The sequence below is a fragment of the Amycolatopsis sp. CFH S0740 genome, assembly GCF_004522315.1.
Taxonomy (GTDB): domain Bacteria; phylum Actinomycetota; class Actinomycetes; order Mycobacteriales; family Pseudonocardiaceae; genus Amycolatopsis; species Amycolatopsis nivea.
This window is the reverse complement of sequence record NZ_SDLS01000039.1, coordinates 54583-69966: the sequence shown is the minus strand read 5'-3', so window position 1 is coordinate 69966 and position 15384 is coordinate 54583. Positions and strand designations below refer to the sequence as shown.

12 protein-coding genes are annotated in these 15384 nt (G+C 70.5%); 5 read left to right on the top strand and 7 right to left on the bottom strand.

Annotation, left to right across the window (positions count from 1 at the left end; genetic code table 11):
- Complete coding sequence (locus EIZ45_RS40605; protein ID WP_134669600.1) at positions 1-861, bottom strand: M15 family metallopeptidase; 861 nt, start codon at positions 859-861, stop codon at positions 1-3.
- A 172-nt stretch (positions 862-1033) separates the two neighbouring features.
- On the opposite strand from EIZ45_RS40605, the gene EIZ45_RS40600 reads away from it, so the two are divergent.
- Together EIZ45_RS40600 and EIZ45_RS40595 are read left to right on the top strand one after the other, a co-directional pair.
- A complete protein-coding gene (locus tag EIZ45_RS40600) occupies positions 1034-1852 on the top strand; it encodes a trypsin-like serine protease (protein WP_043830349.1) in 819 nt (272 codons plus the stop codon).
- Between the two features lie 20 nt (positions 1853-1872).
- Complete coding sequence (locus EIZ45_RS40595) at positions 1873-2304, top strand: GNAT family N-acetyltransferase (RefSeq protein WP_134669598.1); 432 nt, start codon at positions 1873-1875, stop codon at positions 2302-2304.
- On the opposite strand, the gene EIZ45_RS40590 is transcribed toward EIZ45_RS40595, so the two are convergent.
- The 4 genes from EIZ45_RS40590 to EIZ45_RS40575 all read right to left on the bottom strand — a co-directional run bounded on the left by EIZ45_RS40590 (position 2301) and on the right by EIZ45_RS40575 (position 9987).
- The gene (locus EIZ45_RS40590; RefSeq protein ID WP_134733688.1) at positions 2301-3467 is read right to left on the bottom strand and encodes an 8-amino-7-oxononanoate synthase; all 1167 of its coding nucleotides are present in this window, start codon (positions 3465-3467) and stop codon (positions 2301-2303) included. The two genes, EIZ45_RS40595 and EIZ45_RS40590, sit on opposite strands and share 4 nt — an antisense overlap.
- A 1117-nt stretch (positions 3468-4584) precedes the next feature.
- Complete coding sequence (locus EIZ45_RS40585; RefSeq protein WP_134669594.1) at positions 4585-6294, bottom strand: DEAD/DEAH box helicase; 1710 nt, start codon at positions 6292-6294, stop codon at positions 4585-4587.
- A gap of 321 nt (positions 6295-6615) precedes the next feature.
- Positions 6616-7572, bottom strand: a complete 957-nt coding sequence (locus EIZ45_RS40580; protein ID WP_037820360.1) for a serine protein kinase RIO — start codon at positions 7570-7572, stop codon at positions 6616-6618.
- Positions 7573-8472: 900 nt separating this feature from the next.
- Positions 8473-9987 (bottom strand): FAD-dependent oxidoreductase, encoded by a 1515-nt coding sequence (locus EIZ45_RS40575; RefSeq protein ID WP_134669592.1) that lies wholly within the window; start codon positions 9985-9987, stop codon positions 8473-8475.
- A gap of 92 nt (positions 9988-10079) precedes the next feature.
- Here EIZ45_RS40575 and EIZ45_RS40570 point away from each other — a divergent pair, with 92 nt between their 5' ends.
- Positions 10080-10682, top strand: coding sequence for a TetR/AcrR family transcriptional regulator (locus EIZ45_RS40570; protein WP_134669590.1), 603 nt, complete (start codon positions 10080-10082; stop codon positions 10680-10682).
- An 87-nt stretch (positions 10683-10769) separates the two neighbouring features.
- Here the strand turns inward: EIZ45_RS40570 and EIZ45_RS40565 are convergent, their stop codons facing one another.
- A complete protein-coding gene (locus tag EIZ45_RS40565; protein ID WP_134669588.1) occupies positions 10770-11756 on the bottom strand; it encodes an aldo/keto reductase in 987 nt (328 codons plus the stop codon).
- A gap of 83 nt (positions 11757-11839) precedes the next feature.
- On the opposite strand from EIZ45_RS40565, the gene EIZ45_RS40560 reads away from it, so the two are divergent.
- Together EIZ45_RS40560 and EIZ45_RS40555 are read left to right on the top strand one after the other, a co-directional pair.
- Positions 11840-13387: an NAD(P)/FAD-dependent oxidoreductase gene (locus tag EIZ45_RS40560; RefSeq protein ID WP_043830332.1), complete on the top strand. Its 1548-nt coding sequence runs from the start codon at positions 11840-11842 to the stop codon at positions 13385-13387.
- Positions 13388-13391: 4 nt separating this feature from the next.
- Positions 13392-14480 carry an FAD-binding oxidoreductase gene (locus EIZ45_RS40555; protein WP_134669586.1) on the top strand — a complete coding sequence of 363 codons (1089 nt, stop codon included), beginning with the start codon at positions 13392-13394 and terminating at the stop codon, positions 14478-14480.
- Positions 14481-14624: 144 nt separating this feature from the next.
- Here EIZ45_RS40555 and yaaA read toward each other — a convergent pair whose 3' ends face one another.
- Complete coding sequence (gene yaaA, locus EIZ45_RS40550) at positions 14625-15368, bottom strand: peroxide stress protein YaaA (protein WP_043830327.1); 744 nt, start codon at positions 15366-15368, stop codon at positions 14625-14627.
- Positions 15369-15384 lie beyond the last annotated feature (16 nt).

Genomic DNA, 15384 nt, shown 5'->3' with positions numbered 1-15384 from the left:
TCACTCGCCGTTGGCTGTGAAATGCATCCGGTCGACCGGCGACTTCCACGCCCCGCCCCACTGCCAGCCCGCCGCGGCGAAGGCGCGCACGACCGGGCCGCCCGCGGTGACCATTCCCGGCCGCACGTTCGCGCGGTCGACGTAGGCGGACGCCAGTTCGGGGAGGACGAGGTCGTCCTTGGTGTAGGGGTTGCAGAACGGATTGACGTCCACCGCGAGCCCGTACGCGTGGGCGGACCAGTTCTTCTGCCCGCGCACCGGGCGGCAGACGAACGCGCTGGTGTCGTTGCCGTCGCCGGTCGGCGGGGCGTCGAGTTCGGCGGGGGAGGTGATGCGCATTTCCTCGATGGGGAACTGCTGCGCGTACAGCTCGCCGAACGCCTTGACCACCCCTGGAGCCGCGTCCTTGTTCACCAGGAGCTCGCCGGTGTGCGTGCGATGGTCGAAGCCCCAGAAGGAAAGCGTGACGTACCGGAGGTCGGCCGACGACACCGGACAGGCGGCTTGCCAGGTGCTGCGCTTGAGCACGGCGTCGGGGACGTCGGCGATCTTCGAGGTGTACGTCGTGCCGGACGGCGGCGGGAGGAAGTCCTGGGTCGGCAGCGAACGGTTCACCAGTTCGGGTGGAGTCGGCCGGATCTCGCCGAAGCCGTCCGGGCGGCGCGGCAGCGGATGAGCACCCACCTGCCAGGTGACGGCGGGCGCGTTCGTCGCTGTCCGAGTTGCCGGAAGTGTCGGACTGGGCGGTGTCGACGGCGCGCTCAACGGGCTGGGCGGGGGAGCCGCGGGGGTGCTGGTGGCACATCCGGCCAGCAGAAAGAGCGTCAGCGCGCCGGCCGTCGCGGCTGTTTTCCGTCGCATGCCCCCAGCTAAGCGAATGCGCTCGGTGTATAGAGACTCCACCCGTTCCAGTGACACCGTTTTGGGCTTGGCCCGTTTAGGGTAATCGCGGCCGTGTGTGCACGCGCCGGAGTCGGTTGATTCCCGTGCGCGTCCAGGCTGTGCCGTCGTAGTGCCGATGAAGGGAAAGCCCATGCCCGCGAAGTTCCGTCGTCCGGTCCTGCTCGCGGCGGGCTCGCTGCTCGCCGCCGCGATCGCGGTCCCGGTCGGCTCGGCCTGGGCGGCGACGCCGTCCGACCCGGGTTCGCACGCGCAGCCCCGGATCGTCGGCGGCAGCGAGGCTTCGCTGGCCGACCACCCGTACGCGGTCTACCTCACCGACCAGAGCGGTTCGCAGTTCTGCGGCGCGGTGATCGTGAGCCCGTCCGCGGTGGCGACCGCCGCGCACTGCGCGAAAGCCCTGCCGAAGTCGTCGGTCCACGTGGTCGCGGGCCGCCAGGACAAGCGGAGCAACGACGGCGTGGAACTCGGCGTCTCGCGGGTCTGGGTGAACCCGGACTACAGCGACCCGACGAGGGGCGACGACATCGCGGTCCTCACCGTGCGCGGACGGCTGCCCTACCGCGCGGCGAAGATCGCGGACAAGAGCGACCAGTCGCTGTACGCGGAAGGCACGCAGGCGACCGTGCTCGGCTGGGGACGGCTTTCCGAAGGCGGGGAGCGGTCGGACGTGCTGCGCAGCGCCCAGGTGCCGCTGGTCAGCGACTCCACGTGCAAGACGGCCTACGACACCTACGACCCGTCGAGCATGGTGTGCGCCGGCTACCCGCAGGGCGGCCAGGACGCCTGCCAGGGAGACTCCGGCGGCCCGCTCGTCGAGGGCGACACCCTGATCGGCATCGTGTCCTTCGGCGACGGCTGCGGAAAACCGGGCAAGCCCGGGGTGTACACGCGGGTTTCGCAGTTCTCCGACGACATCGCGGCCCAGTCCCAGGCGCGGCTGTTCGGCTGAGCTGTGTTAAGCAAGGCGGCGTGACGACTCTGCACCGCGCCGCCGGGCCCGACCTCTCCGCGGCCGACCTTTACGCGATTCTCCGGCTGCGGTCGGACGTGTTCGTGGTGGAACAAGACTGCGTGTACGCCGACATCGACGGGCTCGATCTGCTTCCGGAGACGGAGCATTTCTGGGTGGCCTCCGATACCGAGGTTCTCGCGTGCCTGCGCGTCCTGGCCGAGCCGAGCGGCGGACGGCGCATCGGCCGGGTAGTGACGGCGAAGTCAGCCCGCGGCCAGGGTTTGGCGGCGCAACTGATGGCGGCTGCGCTGGACGGTGCGACCGGCGCGTTCGTACTGGACGCGCAGACCTATGCGCAGCAGCTTTACGCGCGGTTCGGTTTCGTGGCTGAGGGCGAGGAATTCCTCGAGGACGGGATCCCGCACATCACCATGCGCCGCCCGGCTTAACCGCGGGGCGCGGTCGCGGCGATCACCTTCACCGCGCGGTCGATGTCCGCCTCAGACAGATCCGCGCGGGCGGTAAGCCGCAGCCGGGAAACGCCGTCCGGCACCGCGGGCGGGCGGAAGCAGCCGACCTGAATCCCTTGCTCCGCACAGGCTTCCGCCCACGCGGTCGCTGCTTGCGGCGACGGCGTCCGCACCGCGACCACGGCAGCCTCCGGAAGATCGACCGGCAGACCGGCGTGCTTCAGACTCATCGCGAGGTTCCCGGCGTTCTCGATGACCTTCGCCGGCAGGTCCGGTTCGGACTTGAGCACCTGCAACGCCGTCAGCGCGGCAGCGGCACTGGCCGGCGCGAGAGCGGTGTCGAAGATGAAGCTGCGCGCCGTGTCGACGAGATGCCGGATCACGCGGCGCGGACCGACCACTGCGCCGCCTTGCGCGCCCAAGGCGTTGGAAAGCGTGAGCGTGGTGACGACGTCCGGCGCAGATGACAACCCCGCAGCGCTCACCGCGCCCCGGCCGCCTTCGCCGAGGACACCGAACCCGTGCGCGTCGTTGACGACCAGCGCAGCACTGTGCGCACGACAGATCTCGGCGAGTTCGCCCAGCGGCGCGACCTCACCGTCGGCGGAAAACACCGAGTCAGTAACCACAATCGCCCGCGGTTTGCGTCGGGTGGCCAGCGCGTGCTTGATCGCCGACGGAGTCGAGTGCTCGACAGCCGCGATGTCCGCGCGGGACAGCCGACAGCCTTCGACCAGCGACGTGTGGACGTATTTGTCGGTGACAATCGCCGATTCGGCCCCGGACAGGGCGGTCACCGCGCCGAGGTTGGCAGTGAATCCGGAGGAGAAGACGAGCGCCGCCTGGGCCCCGCAGAAGCGGGCAAGCTCGTGTTCGAGCTCGACGTGCAGCTCGGTGGACCCGGTGAGAAGACGCGATCCAGTCGCCCCGGCCCCCCACCGCAACGCAGCCGCGGCAGCCGCCCCGGCGACGCGCTTGTCGCGGGCGAGGCCGAGGCAGTCGTTGCCAGCGAGGTCGAGCACGGAATGCTGCGCGGGCCGAGGATTCATCCGCCGCGAGAGACCGGCTTCCGCCCGCCGCTGGCCTTCGGCTTCAATCCAGTCGAAGACGTTCTCAGGCGGCAGCGGCGGAGTGTCAGTCACTGAGGCAGTGTCGCATCCGGCCGGGCGCCGCGTTTCCCACCCCCGCCCGGGGACGGACGGGAAGCGGGGCAGGGCAACGGAAACAGACTGGTGCGACGGGGTTGGGCGGGGTGGACGCGGGCTCTGGTCGGCGCGGCTGGCAGGGTGCGGGCTAGCTGGTGGCGAGGGCCCTGCTCGGCGATGGCCCCTTTGTCGGGTGCGGACTGGCTGAGTGTCGAGACTCGTGGTCGGCGGCTGCGGTGGTGGGGCTTTCGGGGGCCGTCTGGCGTGCGCGCCTGTTCACCGGAGCGCGACTGTCGGGATGAGGGCTGGCGGTGTGTGGTGCGGTAGGCGAGCCCCTGCTCAGCGACGGCCGCCGTATCGGGTCGTGACTCTCGGAGCGCAGGCTGCAGTGGGTGGTTTGGCCTGCGACCCCCGCTCAGCGACGGTGGCTGCGTCGGGGTGCGGGCAGATCGGGCGTGGTTCGGCGGGCAAGCCCGCTCCTTGGTGGCTATCGCTGTGTTGGGGCGTGGGCAGGGTCCGTGCCCGGCGGCGATCGCTGAGTCGAGGCGCGACTGCCGGAATGCGGCTACTGCCGGAGTGCGGCGACCGCTGCGGGGTGCCGGTGTGCCCGGAGCTGGCCATGGCTCGGTGACGATCGCTGAGGCGCGGTGTGGAACTGGCTGCCGCGCGTGGCCCCTCCTCGGCGACGGCCGCCGTGTCCAGGTTGCGGTTTTCGGGGGCGCGGGCTGGTTGGCGGGCGGGATTCCGTCCTCGGCGACGGCCGCCGTGCCGGGGTGCGGTTCCGGGCGGTCAGGTCGGCGTACGAGACCTTGCTCGGTCACGGTCGCTGGCCGGGGTGCGACTCGCGGGACGCGGCTGGCGGAGCGTGGTTCGGCGGGCGAGATCCGCCCTCAGCGACGGCCGCCGTGTCGGGGTTCGGGCGCGGGCTGGCTGGCGCGCGAAACCCTGCTCGGCGATGACTGCTGCGTCGAAGCGCGACTGTCGCGGTGCGATGGCGTCGCGGCCTGACGCCGAGCCCAGGCCCGGCCGCGGCATGCGACCTGGCTCAGCAGGCGGACTCTGCCCGGAAACGAAGAACGGCCCCGCCGAAGCGGGGCCGTTCTCCATGGATCAATCAGGCGTCGTGGCCGCGGCGAGGGCCACGGCTCGGGCGGCCGAAGCCGCCGCCGGAGCGGGACTGCTGACGGCTGCGGCTGTAGCCGCCACCGCCGCGGTTCTCGCGGGAGCCGTAGCCACCTTCGCGGGCGTAGCCGCCTTCGCGACCACCTTCGCGCGAGTAGCCGCCCTCGCGGGCGTAACCGCCTTCGCGGGAGCCCCGGCCTTCGTTCGAGCCGCGGTTGTAGCCGCCTTCGCGGGGACCGCGGTCCTCGCGCGAGCCGTAACCGCCGCGGTCTTCGCGAGAGCCGCGGTAGCCGCCGCCTTCGCGTCCGCCGCGGTAGCCGCCGCCCTCACGCGGGCCTCGGAAGCCGCCGCGGTCGCCGCCGAAGCCACGGCCGCCGGAGCGGCGCGGGGACTCCCGGCGACGCTCCACGACCGGCTCGCCGCTCGGCTCGCGGGCGCCGGTGATGCGGGACAGGTCGTCGTCGTGGGTGCGGATCATCGTGGTCTCGGCGCGCACGCCGGCCCGGTCGGTCATCCGGCGGACGGTGCGCCGCTGGTCGTGCGTCACCAGGGTGACGACGATGCCGGACGCGCCCGCCCGGGCCGTGCGGCCGGCGCGGTGCAGGTAGTCCTTGTGGTCCGCGGCCGGGTCGACGTGCAGCACCAGCGAGATGTCGTCGACGTGGATGCCGCGCGCGGCGACGTCGGTGGCCACCAGGACCGCCGCGTGGCCTTCCTTGAAGTCGGACAGGACGCGGTTGCGCTGGCCCTGGGTCTTGCCGCCGTGCAGGGCCACCGCGTGCACGCCGCTTTCGCGCAGCCGCTCGGTGAGCCGGTCCACGTGGTGCTTGGTGCGCACGAACATGATCGTGCGGCCCTCACGGGCGCCGATCCGGGTGATGATGTCCTGCTTGTCGGAGTGCGACACCTGGAACAGGTGGTGGTCCATCGTGGTGACGCTCGCGGTCGACGGCGCGACCGAGTGCGTGACCGGGTCGGCCAGGTACTGCCGGACCAGCTTGTCGACGTCGCCGTCGAGCGTCGCGGAGAACAGCAGCCGCTGCCCGCCCGGAGGGGTGAGGTCCATGATCTCGCGGACCTGAGGCATGAAGCCCATGTCGGCCATCTGGTCGGCCTCGTCGAGCGCGATGAAGTTGCAGTCGCCGAGCGAGGCGGTGCCCTGGCGGACGTGGTCCGACAGCCGGCCCGGGGTGGCGATCAGCAGGTCGACGCCGCGGGCGAGCGACTCCGCCTGGCGGCCGAAGGACATGCCGCCGACCGCGGTGCGGCACCACAGGCCGAGGGACTTGGCGAGCGGGGTCAGCGAGTCGGCCACCTGCATGGCCAGTTCGCGGGTCGGCACCAGCACGAGCGCGCGGGGGCGCTTCGGGCGGGCCTTGCCGCCGTCGAGCCGGGCCAGGATGGCCAGTCCGAAGGCCAGCGTCTTGCCGGAGCCGGTCTGGGCGCGGCCCAGCACGTCGCGGCCGGCCAGCGCGTCCGGGATGGTCGCGGACTGGATCGGGAACGGCGCGTCGATGCCCGCCTCGGAAAGCGCCCGCAGCAGCGGCTCGGGCAGGCCCAGCTGGGCGAAGGTCTTCACGGCGGGGGTTTCCACCGTGTCGTCGTGGAGAACGTCTCCACCGGCCGGCCGGTGCCGCGGCTTGCGCTCGGGGCGGCCCGCGCGGGAGCGGGCGGACTGGCCGGAGTCGTACGTGATCGTCACAAATGCCTCTCGGACGTGGCACGTCGCAAGGAGGCCCGGGCTGCCCGCGCGCAGGCAGGGCAAGATGGTGTGGCGATGGGCGTTCACAGGGACGGACCCGGTGTGCCGAGCCATGGCATGGCACACCGACGGAAATTGCTTCGGATGGCCGCGAGTCCTTCTGCGGACTGTGGAGGCGACGGACACCAACTCATCCACGCCGCCGTTGCGGTCTTGACACACTCTACCTGAGAGAGAGCGGTTGCCCCGCACCCAGGTGCACGGTTGTGGGCGGGGTCGCAGGTGTGGCCTGTCGCACAACCAGCGGCCCCGCCCGGGGCCTCAGCCGAGACCGGCCGCGTTTTCCAGTTCCCGCACCAGGTCATCGGTGCCGGTGACCTGTTCGGACAGTCCGCGGCTGTGGAACCAGCCGGCGAGATTCGCGACGTCGCGGGCGAGGAATTCCCGGCCGCGCGGGTTCGCGATCACGTCGACCGCCTGGGGCAGGTCGATCACCATCAGGTGGCCTTCGTGCACCAGGAGGTTGTACGCGGACAGGTCGCCGTGCGCGAGTCCTTGCCCCGCCAGGAGTTCCAGCGCCGACACGGCCTGCTCCCACAGGTCGGCCAGCTCGTCCGGCCCGGGCCGCAGCTGAGCCAGCCGCGGCGCGGCGGTGCCGTCGGACTCGCCGAGGAACTCCAGCAGGATCTCGGTGCCGTGCCGCTGCACCGGATACGGCACCGGCGCGCCGATCGTCCACAAGCGACTGAGGACGGCGAACTCCGCCACCGCCCACTGTTCGGCGATCAGGTTGCGGCCGAACGAGGTGCGCCCGGCCATCGCCCGCATCTCGCGGGACCGGCGCATCCGCCTGCCCTCGAGATAACCCGCGTCGCGGTGGAACAGCTTGTGCTCGTCCGAGCGGTATCGCTTGGCTGCCAGCAGAACTCCGTCTTCTCCGGGAAGGTTGCGGCGCAGCAGATGCACGTCGGCTTCCTTGCCGGTCTTCAGCACGCCGAGGTCGGTGTCGACCGCGGCGAGTTCGGTGACCACCCAATCGGGCCGCGGATGCGGACCCTGGTCGGCGTCGTCCCAGTTGGTCCATCGGTCGGCGCCGTCGGGCAGTGCGGTTTCGGTGTAGGCGTCTTCGCGAAGCTGGGCGAGACGGACTCGCTCGGCTTCGGTGAGCCGTCCCCGGCGAGCGGGGGCGGGCCCGTCGTCAAAGCGGGGACGACGGCGCATCCGGCGGTCGGTGTAGTCGGAGGCGTCGGAAAATTCGTCGAAATCGTGCTCGCGCACTGGTGGGTTCTCCTAGATGAGGGTGCCCACCGGGCGAGCGCGTGCTCTAGCCGAGGCGGGCGGGCGGAAGAGGGCAGGACAGCGCCCGGACAAACTCCACGACGCACCTCCTTTGCTTCCGGCAGCCGACGGCAACCCGCCGGACGCCGACTACCTTGCCGACCGTCTCGAACTCGCGCAACTGATTTATTTTTCGTGCCCGCTCGGCGCGCGAGTGCGGCGTTGGCGGCTTCTGGTTGTTGTTTCCGGGACTGGTCTAGGGGATCACTCCGTTTGGGTGGGGTGGCTCGTTGGTTGGGCCGCGTGACTGGACTGGTTCGCGCCCGTCTGCCGTGCGGGTGCGGGTCGGGGAGCTTCTGATCGTCGGCCCCGGGACTCGGCTGGGCGACCCGGGCGGGCGAGGGGCTTGGTTTATCGGCTGGACTTCGTGGCTGATCGTTTCGTGCCTACCTAGCGGGTGAGTGCGGTGGCGCGGGGCTTCTGGGTGTCGTTAACTGGCCCGCGCGGTTAGTCCGTCTCGGTGGTGAGGCGGTTCGGTTCGTCGGCAGGACCGGGTGACCTGTTTCGTTCACGGCTGGCCGGGGTGTGAGTGCGGTGTCGGCGAGCGTTTGGCGCACGCGGTCACTCCGTCACGGTGGCGACGCGGCTCGGTTCGTCGGCGGGACCGCGCCACCGGTTCTTTCGCTCCTGTCCGGCGTGTGAGCGCGGTGCCGGGAAGTTTCCGGGACCGGCCTACGGGATCACTCCGTCCTGCGCGGGCGAGGGGCTTGGTCTGTCGGCTGGCCCGCGCCGCTGGTCATTTCGTGCCAGCCTCCGTCAGAGTGCGGAGTCAAGCAGGTGTCGGTACTGGGCCTGGCGTATGGCTCGGGGCTCGGCTTGTCGGTTGGACAGCGTGGCTGGTCATTTCGCGCCTGCCCATCGTGCGAGAGCGGCGTCGAGGAGCTTCTGGTCGTCGCTTCCGGAACTGGCCCACACGATCACGCCGTCCGGGCGGACGAGGAGGCTCGGTTCGTCGGCTGGGTCGGCTACGCGGGTGAGCCGGTCGGCCAAGCCGGTGACTGCGAAGCGGCCGTCGGGGGAGCGGTCGACGAGGACGAAGCTGCCGTCGTGGGCGTGGTCGGCGAGGCGGGAGCCGGAGGTCAGGTCGACGTCTCCGGCGATCGACCCGACTGGGGCGGGGGCGTCGTCGGCGACGTCGTAGTGCTGCAGGATTCCGGACGACAGCGCGACGATGCGGTTCATCGCGGCGGGTACTCGGAGCAGTTCGCCGCCGACGATGGTGCGGAGTTGTTCGGTGCGTTCGTCGCCGCGGAGGAGCGCGACTTGGGCGCGGGTCCAGTCGAGCACTGCTGCGCCGATGGGGTGGCGTTCGGTTTCGTAGGTGTCGAGCAATGCCGCCGGTGCCCAGCCTTGGACGGTCGCGGCGAGTTTCCAGCCGAGGTTTGCCGCGTCGCCCAGGCCGAGGTTCAGGCCTTGTCCGCCGAGCGGCGAGTGGACGTGTGCCGCGTCGCCGGCCAGGAATACGCGGCCTTGGCGGTAGTGCCGGGCCTGGCGCGCGTTGTCGGTGAAGCGCGTTGCCCGGCCCTGGATTCCCGTGATGGTGACCGGGACACCGGTGACGTCGCGGACGGCTTCCTGCAGCTCTTCGACCGACACCGGGGCGTCGCGGTCTTCCGGCGGCTGCCGGAAGCGGCTGAGGAAGATGCGGCCGGGGACCGGGCCGTACGCGTAGACGCCGCGGGGCGTCCAGGTCCAGCCTGGGCGCAGGCCGGTCGCGTCTTCGAAGTCGGCGATGGCCTGGTAGCCGGTCATTTCCGGATCCGTGCCGTCGAACTCGATCCCGAGCTGCTTGCGGATGACGCTCCGCCCGCCGTCGGCTGCGACGAGCCAGCTCGCGGCGAGCTCGCCCGCGCTCGTTTCGACTGTCACGGACTCGTCGGCGGAGCGCACGCCGTGCACTTCGACGCCGCGCCGGAGGTCGACGCCCAGCGTTGCGCAGTGTTCGCCGAGCATCTGCTCGACTTCCTGCTGCGGGACTCCGAGGCCGTTCGACACCGCCCGGTGCGCGGCGAGCACGGGATCGCTCTGGTCGATCAGGTCGTTGTCGAACAGGAAACCGGCGAAGTGCCCTGCGGCCAGGAACCGGCGGCCGCCTCGTTTGGCCGCCTCGACCGTCGGGCCGAATGTGCCGACCGACGCGAGGAACCGCCGCTGCGCCGCCTCCGCCGCGGGCAGCAGGCCGCGCCGGTCGAGCAGTTCGGCGCTCGCGACGTTGACCGACCCGGCCTTGATGGTCGGATCGGGCTCCGGCAGCCGGTCGAGCACCGTCACCGCCACCCCGCGCAGCGCCAGTTCCCCGGCGAGGAACAGCCCGGTGGGCCCGGCCCCCGCGACGATCACCTCAGTCCGCTCCATGTCGTTCTCCCCTCTACCCTTGCCTGACGGCTTAACCAAGTGTGCTTACTGGGTAAGCTTACCAGGTAAAGGAAACACGGAAGGGTGGACTCATGCCCAATCGCGGCGATCGGGGCGGGGCCAAGACGCGGGCGCGGATCGCCGAGGTCGCGACCGGGCTGTTCCTGGAGCGCGGGTTCGACGCGGTCACGATCGCCGAGGTCGCCGCCGCGGCCGGGGTGTCCAAGGTGACGGTGTTTTCGCACTTCGAGCGCAAGGAAGACCTGCTCCTGGACCGCCTGCCGGAGGCGATCGGCCTGGTGCGGTCGGCGGTTCGCGAACGGACTGGCGGCGTGGTGGACGCGCTCCGGAAGCTCGCGCTGACGCTGCAAGAAGAGGGGCACGTGCTGTCCGGCGTTGGCGGCGGCATCGAGCCGCTGATGCGGACGGTCGCGGAGTCGCCCGCACTGATCGCGCGGCTGCGGGCGTTCGGGTACGAGATGGAAGCCGAACTGGCCGCGGAACTCGCCGCGGACGCGCGGTTCTCCGGGGACTCGACGCTGCTCGCGGCGTTGGTGGTGGCGGCTTACCGGACCGTGGCGGTGGAGACGATCCGGCGGCGGCTGGAGGGGGAGGATCTGGCTGAGCTGACGGCGTCGCACCGGGAGCGGTTGACGCGGGCGTTCGACATGGTCGATCGCCTGGTCAGCGGCTGAGGCACGCCGCTGCGTCCAGGTCTCGCCTCGGTCAGGGGGCGGCTGAGGCGGCGCTGGAACGGAGGATCCAACGCCGCCTCCGGCAAGTCAGCCGTTGACGAACGCGAGGTGCGCGGCGTCGTAGCGCTCGCCCGCGAAGTTCTCCGGCGCGGCGACCGCCTCGATCGCGGCGAGATCGTCGGTGGTGAGGTCTACCGTCAGCGCCGCGAGGTTTTCCTCCAGGTACTGCTTCCGCCGCGTGCCCGGGATCGGCACCACGTCCTCGCCGCGCGCCTGCACCCACGCGAGCGCCAGCTGCCCGGTCGTGACCTCCTTCGCGGCGGCCAGCTCCTCCAGTTTCGCCACGATCGCGAGGTTGCGGTCGAGGTTGCCGTCGGCGAAACGGGGCTGGTAGCGGCGCACGTCGTTGTCCGCCATCGTTTCGGTGGAGCGGTAGCGGCCGGTCAGGAAACCGCGGCCGAGCGGCGAGAACGGGACGATGCCGATGCCCAGTTCGCGGCAGGCCGGTGCGATGTCCGCTTCCAGGCCGCGGGTCCACAGCGACCATTCGCTCTGCAGCGCCGCGATCGGGTGCACCGCGTGAGCGCGCCGGACGGTCTGCGCGCTCGCCTCGGAAAGCCCCAGGTGGCGGACTTTCCCGGCTTCAACCAGCTCCGCCATCGCTCCGACGGTTTCCTCGATCGGCACGTCCGGATCGACTCGGTGCAGGTAGTACAGGTCGATGTGGTCGATGCCGAGGCGTCGCAGCGAGGCGTCGCAGGCCTGGTGCACGTAGGCGGCGTCGCCGCGGACCTTGGTCGGTTCGCCGAGGCGGTTCGCGATGCCGAATTTCGTGGCCAGCACGACCTCGTCGCGGCGGTCAGCGATCGCGCGGCCGATCAGTTCCTCGTTGTGTCCGGAGCCGTAAAAGTCAGAGGTGTCAAGGAAGTTCACCCCGAGGTCGACGGCGTAGCGCAGCGTCTCGATCGACTGCGCGTCGTCGGTCGCGCCGTAGCCGTGGCTCATTCCCATGCAGCCCAAGCCCTGTGCGGAAACCGTCAGGCCGCCGAGGTTCCGGGTCGGGACTTCGGTCATGGTCGCTCCTTCTGCGCTGGATCCTGTCCCCGGCGACGCTAAATCCTGGAGCGCGCTCCGGGTCAAGCATTAGGCTCGCGGCGGTGGACTACGACGCGGTGATCGTCGGCGGCGGGCACAACGGGCTCGTCGCCGCTGGCTTTCTGGCCCGGGCCGGACAGTCGGTGCTGGTGCTCGAACGGCGTGCGGAGATCGGCGGCGCGGCGGTGTCGTTTCGCGCTTTCCCTGGCGTGGACGTCCGGCTCTCGCGCTATTCGTACCTGGTCAGCCTGCTGCCCCGGCGGATCGCGGCCGAGCTGGGCTTGGATGTCCAGCTGCGGAGGCGGCGGATGTCGTCCTATACCCCGGTTGCCGACACGGGTCTCCTTGTCGACACGGGCGACGACGAGCGGACCGGCGCGTCGTTCCGTGCGGTCACTGGGTCCACAAAGGACTATGCGGCCTGGCAACGGTTCTACGCCTCGGCCGCACGGGTGGCGGAGGCGACTTTCGATTCGCTGACCGAGCCGTTGCCGACGCGTGCTGAGCTGCGTCGACGGATTGGCGACGACGAGGCGTGGACGACGTTTTTCGAGCGTCCGGCAGGGGAAACGCTGCGCGAGCTGTTCGAGGACGACGTCGTGCGCGGCGTCGTGCTCACGGACGCGCTGATCGGTACTTTCGCCGCCGCGGACGACGAGCAGCTTCGGCAGAACCGTTGCCTGCTCTATCACCTCATCGGCAACGGGACTGGCGACTGGGACGTCCCGGTCGGCGGAATGGGCGCGGTCACCGATGCGCTCGCCGACGCCGCCCGCCGCGCCGGCGCGACGCTGGTCACCGGCGCGGAGGTGCTGTCTGTGACGCCGGACGGAGAAGTTCGTTACCGCTCAGGCGATGCGGAACGCGTGGTGGTCGGCGGCCATGTGCTGGCGAATGTAGCGCCGCGCACGCTCGCCCGGTTGCTCGGCGAGGAGCCCGCGGAGTCGCCGGAGGGTGCGCAGTTGAAGGTGAACATGGTGCTGCGCCGGCTGCCGCGGTTGCGGGACGCGGCGGTTGATCCGCGCGACGCGTTCGGCGGGACTTTCCACGTCAACGAATCGTTTGCCCAGCTCGAAACTGCTTACCGGGAAGCTGCGGCGGGCCGGATCCCGACGGTGCCGCCGTGCGAGATCTACTGCCATTCGCTGACTGATCCGTCGATTCTCGGCCCGGCTGAGGGGGCGGCGGGCGTGCAGACACTGACGTTGTTCGGCCTGCACATGCCTGCTCGGCTGTTCGAGGCGGACAACGGCAGGGCGCGGGCGGAGGCGTTGCGGGCCACGATGGCGTCGCTGGACAGCGTGCTCGCGGAGCCGATCGAGGACTGTCTCCTGCTGGACGGCGACGGAAAACCGTGTATTGAAGCCAAAACGCCGCTGGATGTGGAGGCGGAGCTGGGGTTGCCGCGCGGGCACATCTTCCATCGCGACCTGTCGTGGCCGTACGGGGATGACGAGACGGCGGGGACCTGGGGCGTCGAGACCGGGCACGAGCGGGTGTTGCTGTGCGGGGCCGGCGCGGTCCGTGGCGGCGGGGTCAGCGGGATTCCCGGGCACAACGCGGCGATGGCGGTGCTCGGTCGACGTTTCGGCGGCGGACAGGCAGGGTGAAGACATGCGCGTGATCGTGATCGGCAGCGGAATCGGCGGGGCTTCGACGGCTTACCACCTGGCGCTGCGTGGAGCGGACGTCGTCGTGGTGGACGCGGACCGGGCCGGGGTGGCGACCGATGCCGGCGCCGGGATCGTCAGCCCTTGGACGTCTTCTTGGGACGAAGCGGTTTATCCGCTCGCGGCTGCCGCTGGGCGGTATTACCCGGCTTTGGCGGCCGAATTGAGCGAGGCTGGGCACGAATCGTCGTACGAAGTGGTCGGCGGGATGGTCGTGTCGGCTTCTGAAGGGGAGCTGACCGAGGCTTACGACCGGCTTGCCGGGCGGGCGGCGGATGCGCCGGAGGCTGGGGTTGTCGAGCGGCTTGACGCCGAGCAGGCGCGGGAGCTTTTTCCACCGCTGGCACCGGAACTGGCTGCGGTGCATTTGTCGGGCGCCGGGCGGGTGGACGGGCAGGTGCTGCGGCGTGCGCTGATCTCCGCGGCGATTGACCGGGGCGTCGAGTTCGTGACCGCTGAGGCTGCGTTGGAGCCTGGGCTGCGGGTGCGGGCTGGGGCGGAGGAGCTCTCGGGCGACGCGGTGGTGCTTGCGGCCGGGGCTTGGTCCGGGGAGGTGGCTGAGGCGCTGGGGGTGCCGGTGCCGGTTGTGCCGCAGCGGGGGCAGATCAGTCACTTTGATCTGCCTGGGGTGGAGACTGCCGGGTGGCCGGTGGTGTTGCCTCGGAGCAGCCATTATTTGCTGGCGTTTCCCGGTGGTCGGGTGGTGGCTGGGGCTACTCGGGAGAGCGGGGCCGGGTTTGACCATCGGGTGACCGCGGCTGGGCAGCGGGAAGTGCTGGAGCAGGCGTTGGCTGTTGCGCCTGGGCTGGGGAGTGCGGGGTTGGTGGAGACTCGGGTGGGGTTTCGGCCGGTTTCGCCCGACGGGTTGCCGTTGCTGGGGCAGGTGGCGCCTGGGTTGTATCTGGCTACCGGGTTTGGGCCGGCTGGGCTTACGTTGGGGCCGTTTGCCGGGAAGTTGGTGGCGGAGTTGGTTTTGGGGGCGGATGTTCCTGGGGAGTTGCTGGCTGGGTTCGGGGTGGGGAGGTTTTCTTGAGTCGCTTTCGGCCCGTCGCCTGGCGGCGACATCGCGCCCTGGCGTGCGTGGGGCACCCCGAAGCTTGATTGTGCACATGAGCTTCGTATCGGGGTGCGGGGGAGGTCTGGGTGCCTCGCTCGTTGGGTGCGTCGGTGCGGGTGGCTAGTCGGTCAGCAGTTCCAGGGCGTGGTCGCCGGTGCGTTCTACTGTCAGGCCTGCTTTGGTGATTACGCGTACTAGCTGGTCCACAGTGGACGGTTCGGTGCGGGAGGTGGCTAGTACTGCTGCCAGCTTTCCCTTGTAGGCCTTGTTGAAGTGGCTCACTGTGGTGCGGTTGCCGTCGGCGTCTTCGGTTACTACGCGGACGGTTACTGCGTCCGAGGGCAGCTTTGCGAAGGCTGCGTACGTGCCCGAGCGGAGGTCTACCAGCAGGCCTTCTACGTTGTGGAGCACTGGTTCCAGGACTGGCTTCCACAGGCCTCGTACGGTTCCTAGTGCGGGGACCGTGTTGCCGCCGGAGAGGCGGTAGGCGGGGATGGGGTCGGTTGCCGCTACGACGCCGAACAGGGACGACGTGACGGCCAGGCGTTGTTGTGCTTTCGCCAGTCCGGCGCGGGTGAAGCTTTTGACGTCTAGTGCGTCGTAAAGGACGCCGGTGTAGCGGCGCAGGGCGGGCATCGTCGGGGAGGTCCAGAGCTGGGCGTTGCGGGTGACCTCGTCCGCTTGGCGCGCCGAGATGCCCAGTGCGGCGAGGCTCGCGGGGACGTCCGCCGCGAGTTCTACCAGGGCGTCGGCCAGTTTGGCGCGCACTGGGTTCAGCTCTGGGAACGACAATGCGTCCAGGTCCAGCGGCGCGCCTTTGCCGCCGTCGGCTTTGGTTTCTGAAGGGGGGAGGAGCACCAGCACCCCCGGAGCGTAACCG

Excerpts from the sequence above, each read along its gene's own strand:
- EIZ45_RS40605 (WP_134669600.1), bottom strand. The coding sequence starts at position 861 with ATGCGACGGAAAACAGCCGCGACGGCCGGCGCGCTGACGCTCTTTCTG.
- EIZ45_RS40600 (WP_043830349.1), top strand. The coding sequence starts at position 1,034 with ATGCCCGCGAAGTTCCGTCGTCCGGTCCTGCTCGCGGCGGGCTCGCTG.
- EIZ45_RS40575 (WP_134669592.1), bottom strand. The coding sequence starts at position 9,987 with ATGGAGCGGACTGAGGTGATCGTCGCGGGGGCCGGGCCCACCGGGCTG.
- EIZ45_RS40570 (WP_134669590.1), top strand. The coding sequence starts at position 10,080 with ATGCCCAATCGCGGCGATCGGGGCGGGGCCAAGACGCGGGCGCGGATC.
- EIZ45_RS40565 (WP_134669588.1), bottom strand. The coding sequence starts at position 11,756 with ATGACCGAAGTCCCGACCCGGAACCTCGGCGGCCTGACGGTTTCCGCA.
- EIZ45_RS40555 (WP_134669586.1), top strand. The coding sequence starts at position 13,392 with ATGCGCGTGATCGTGATCGGCAGCGGAATCGGCGGGGCTTCGACGGCT.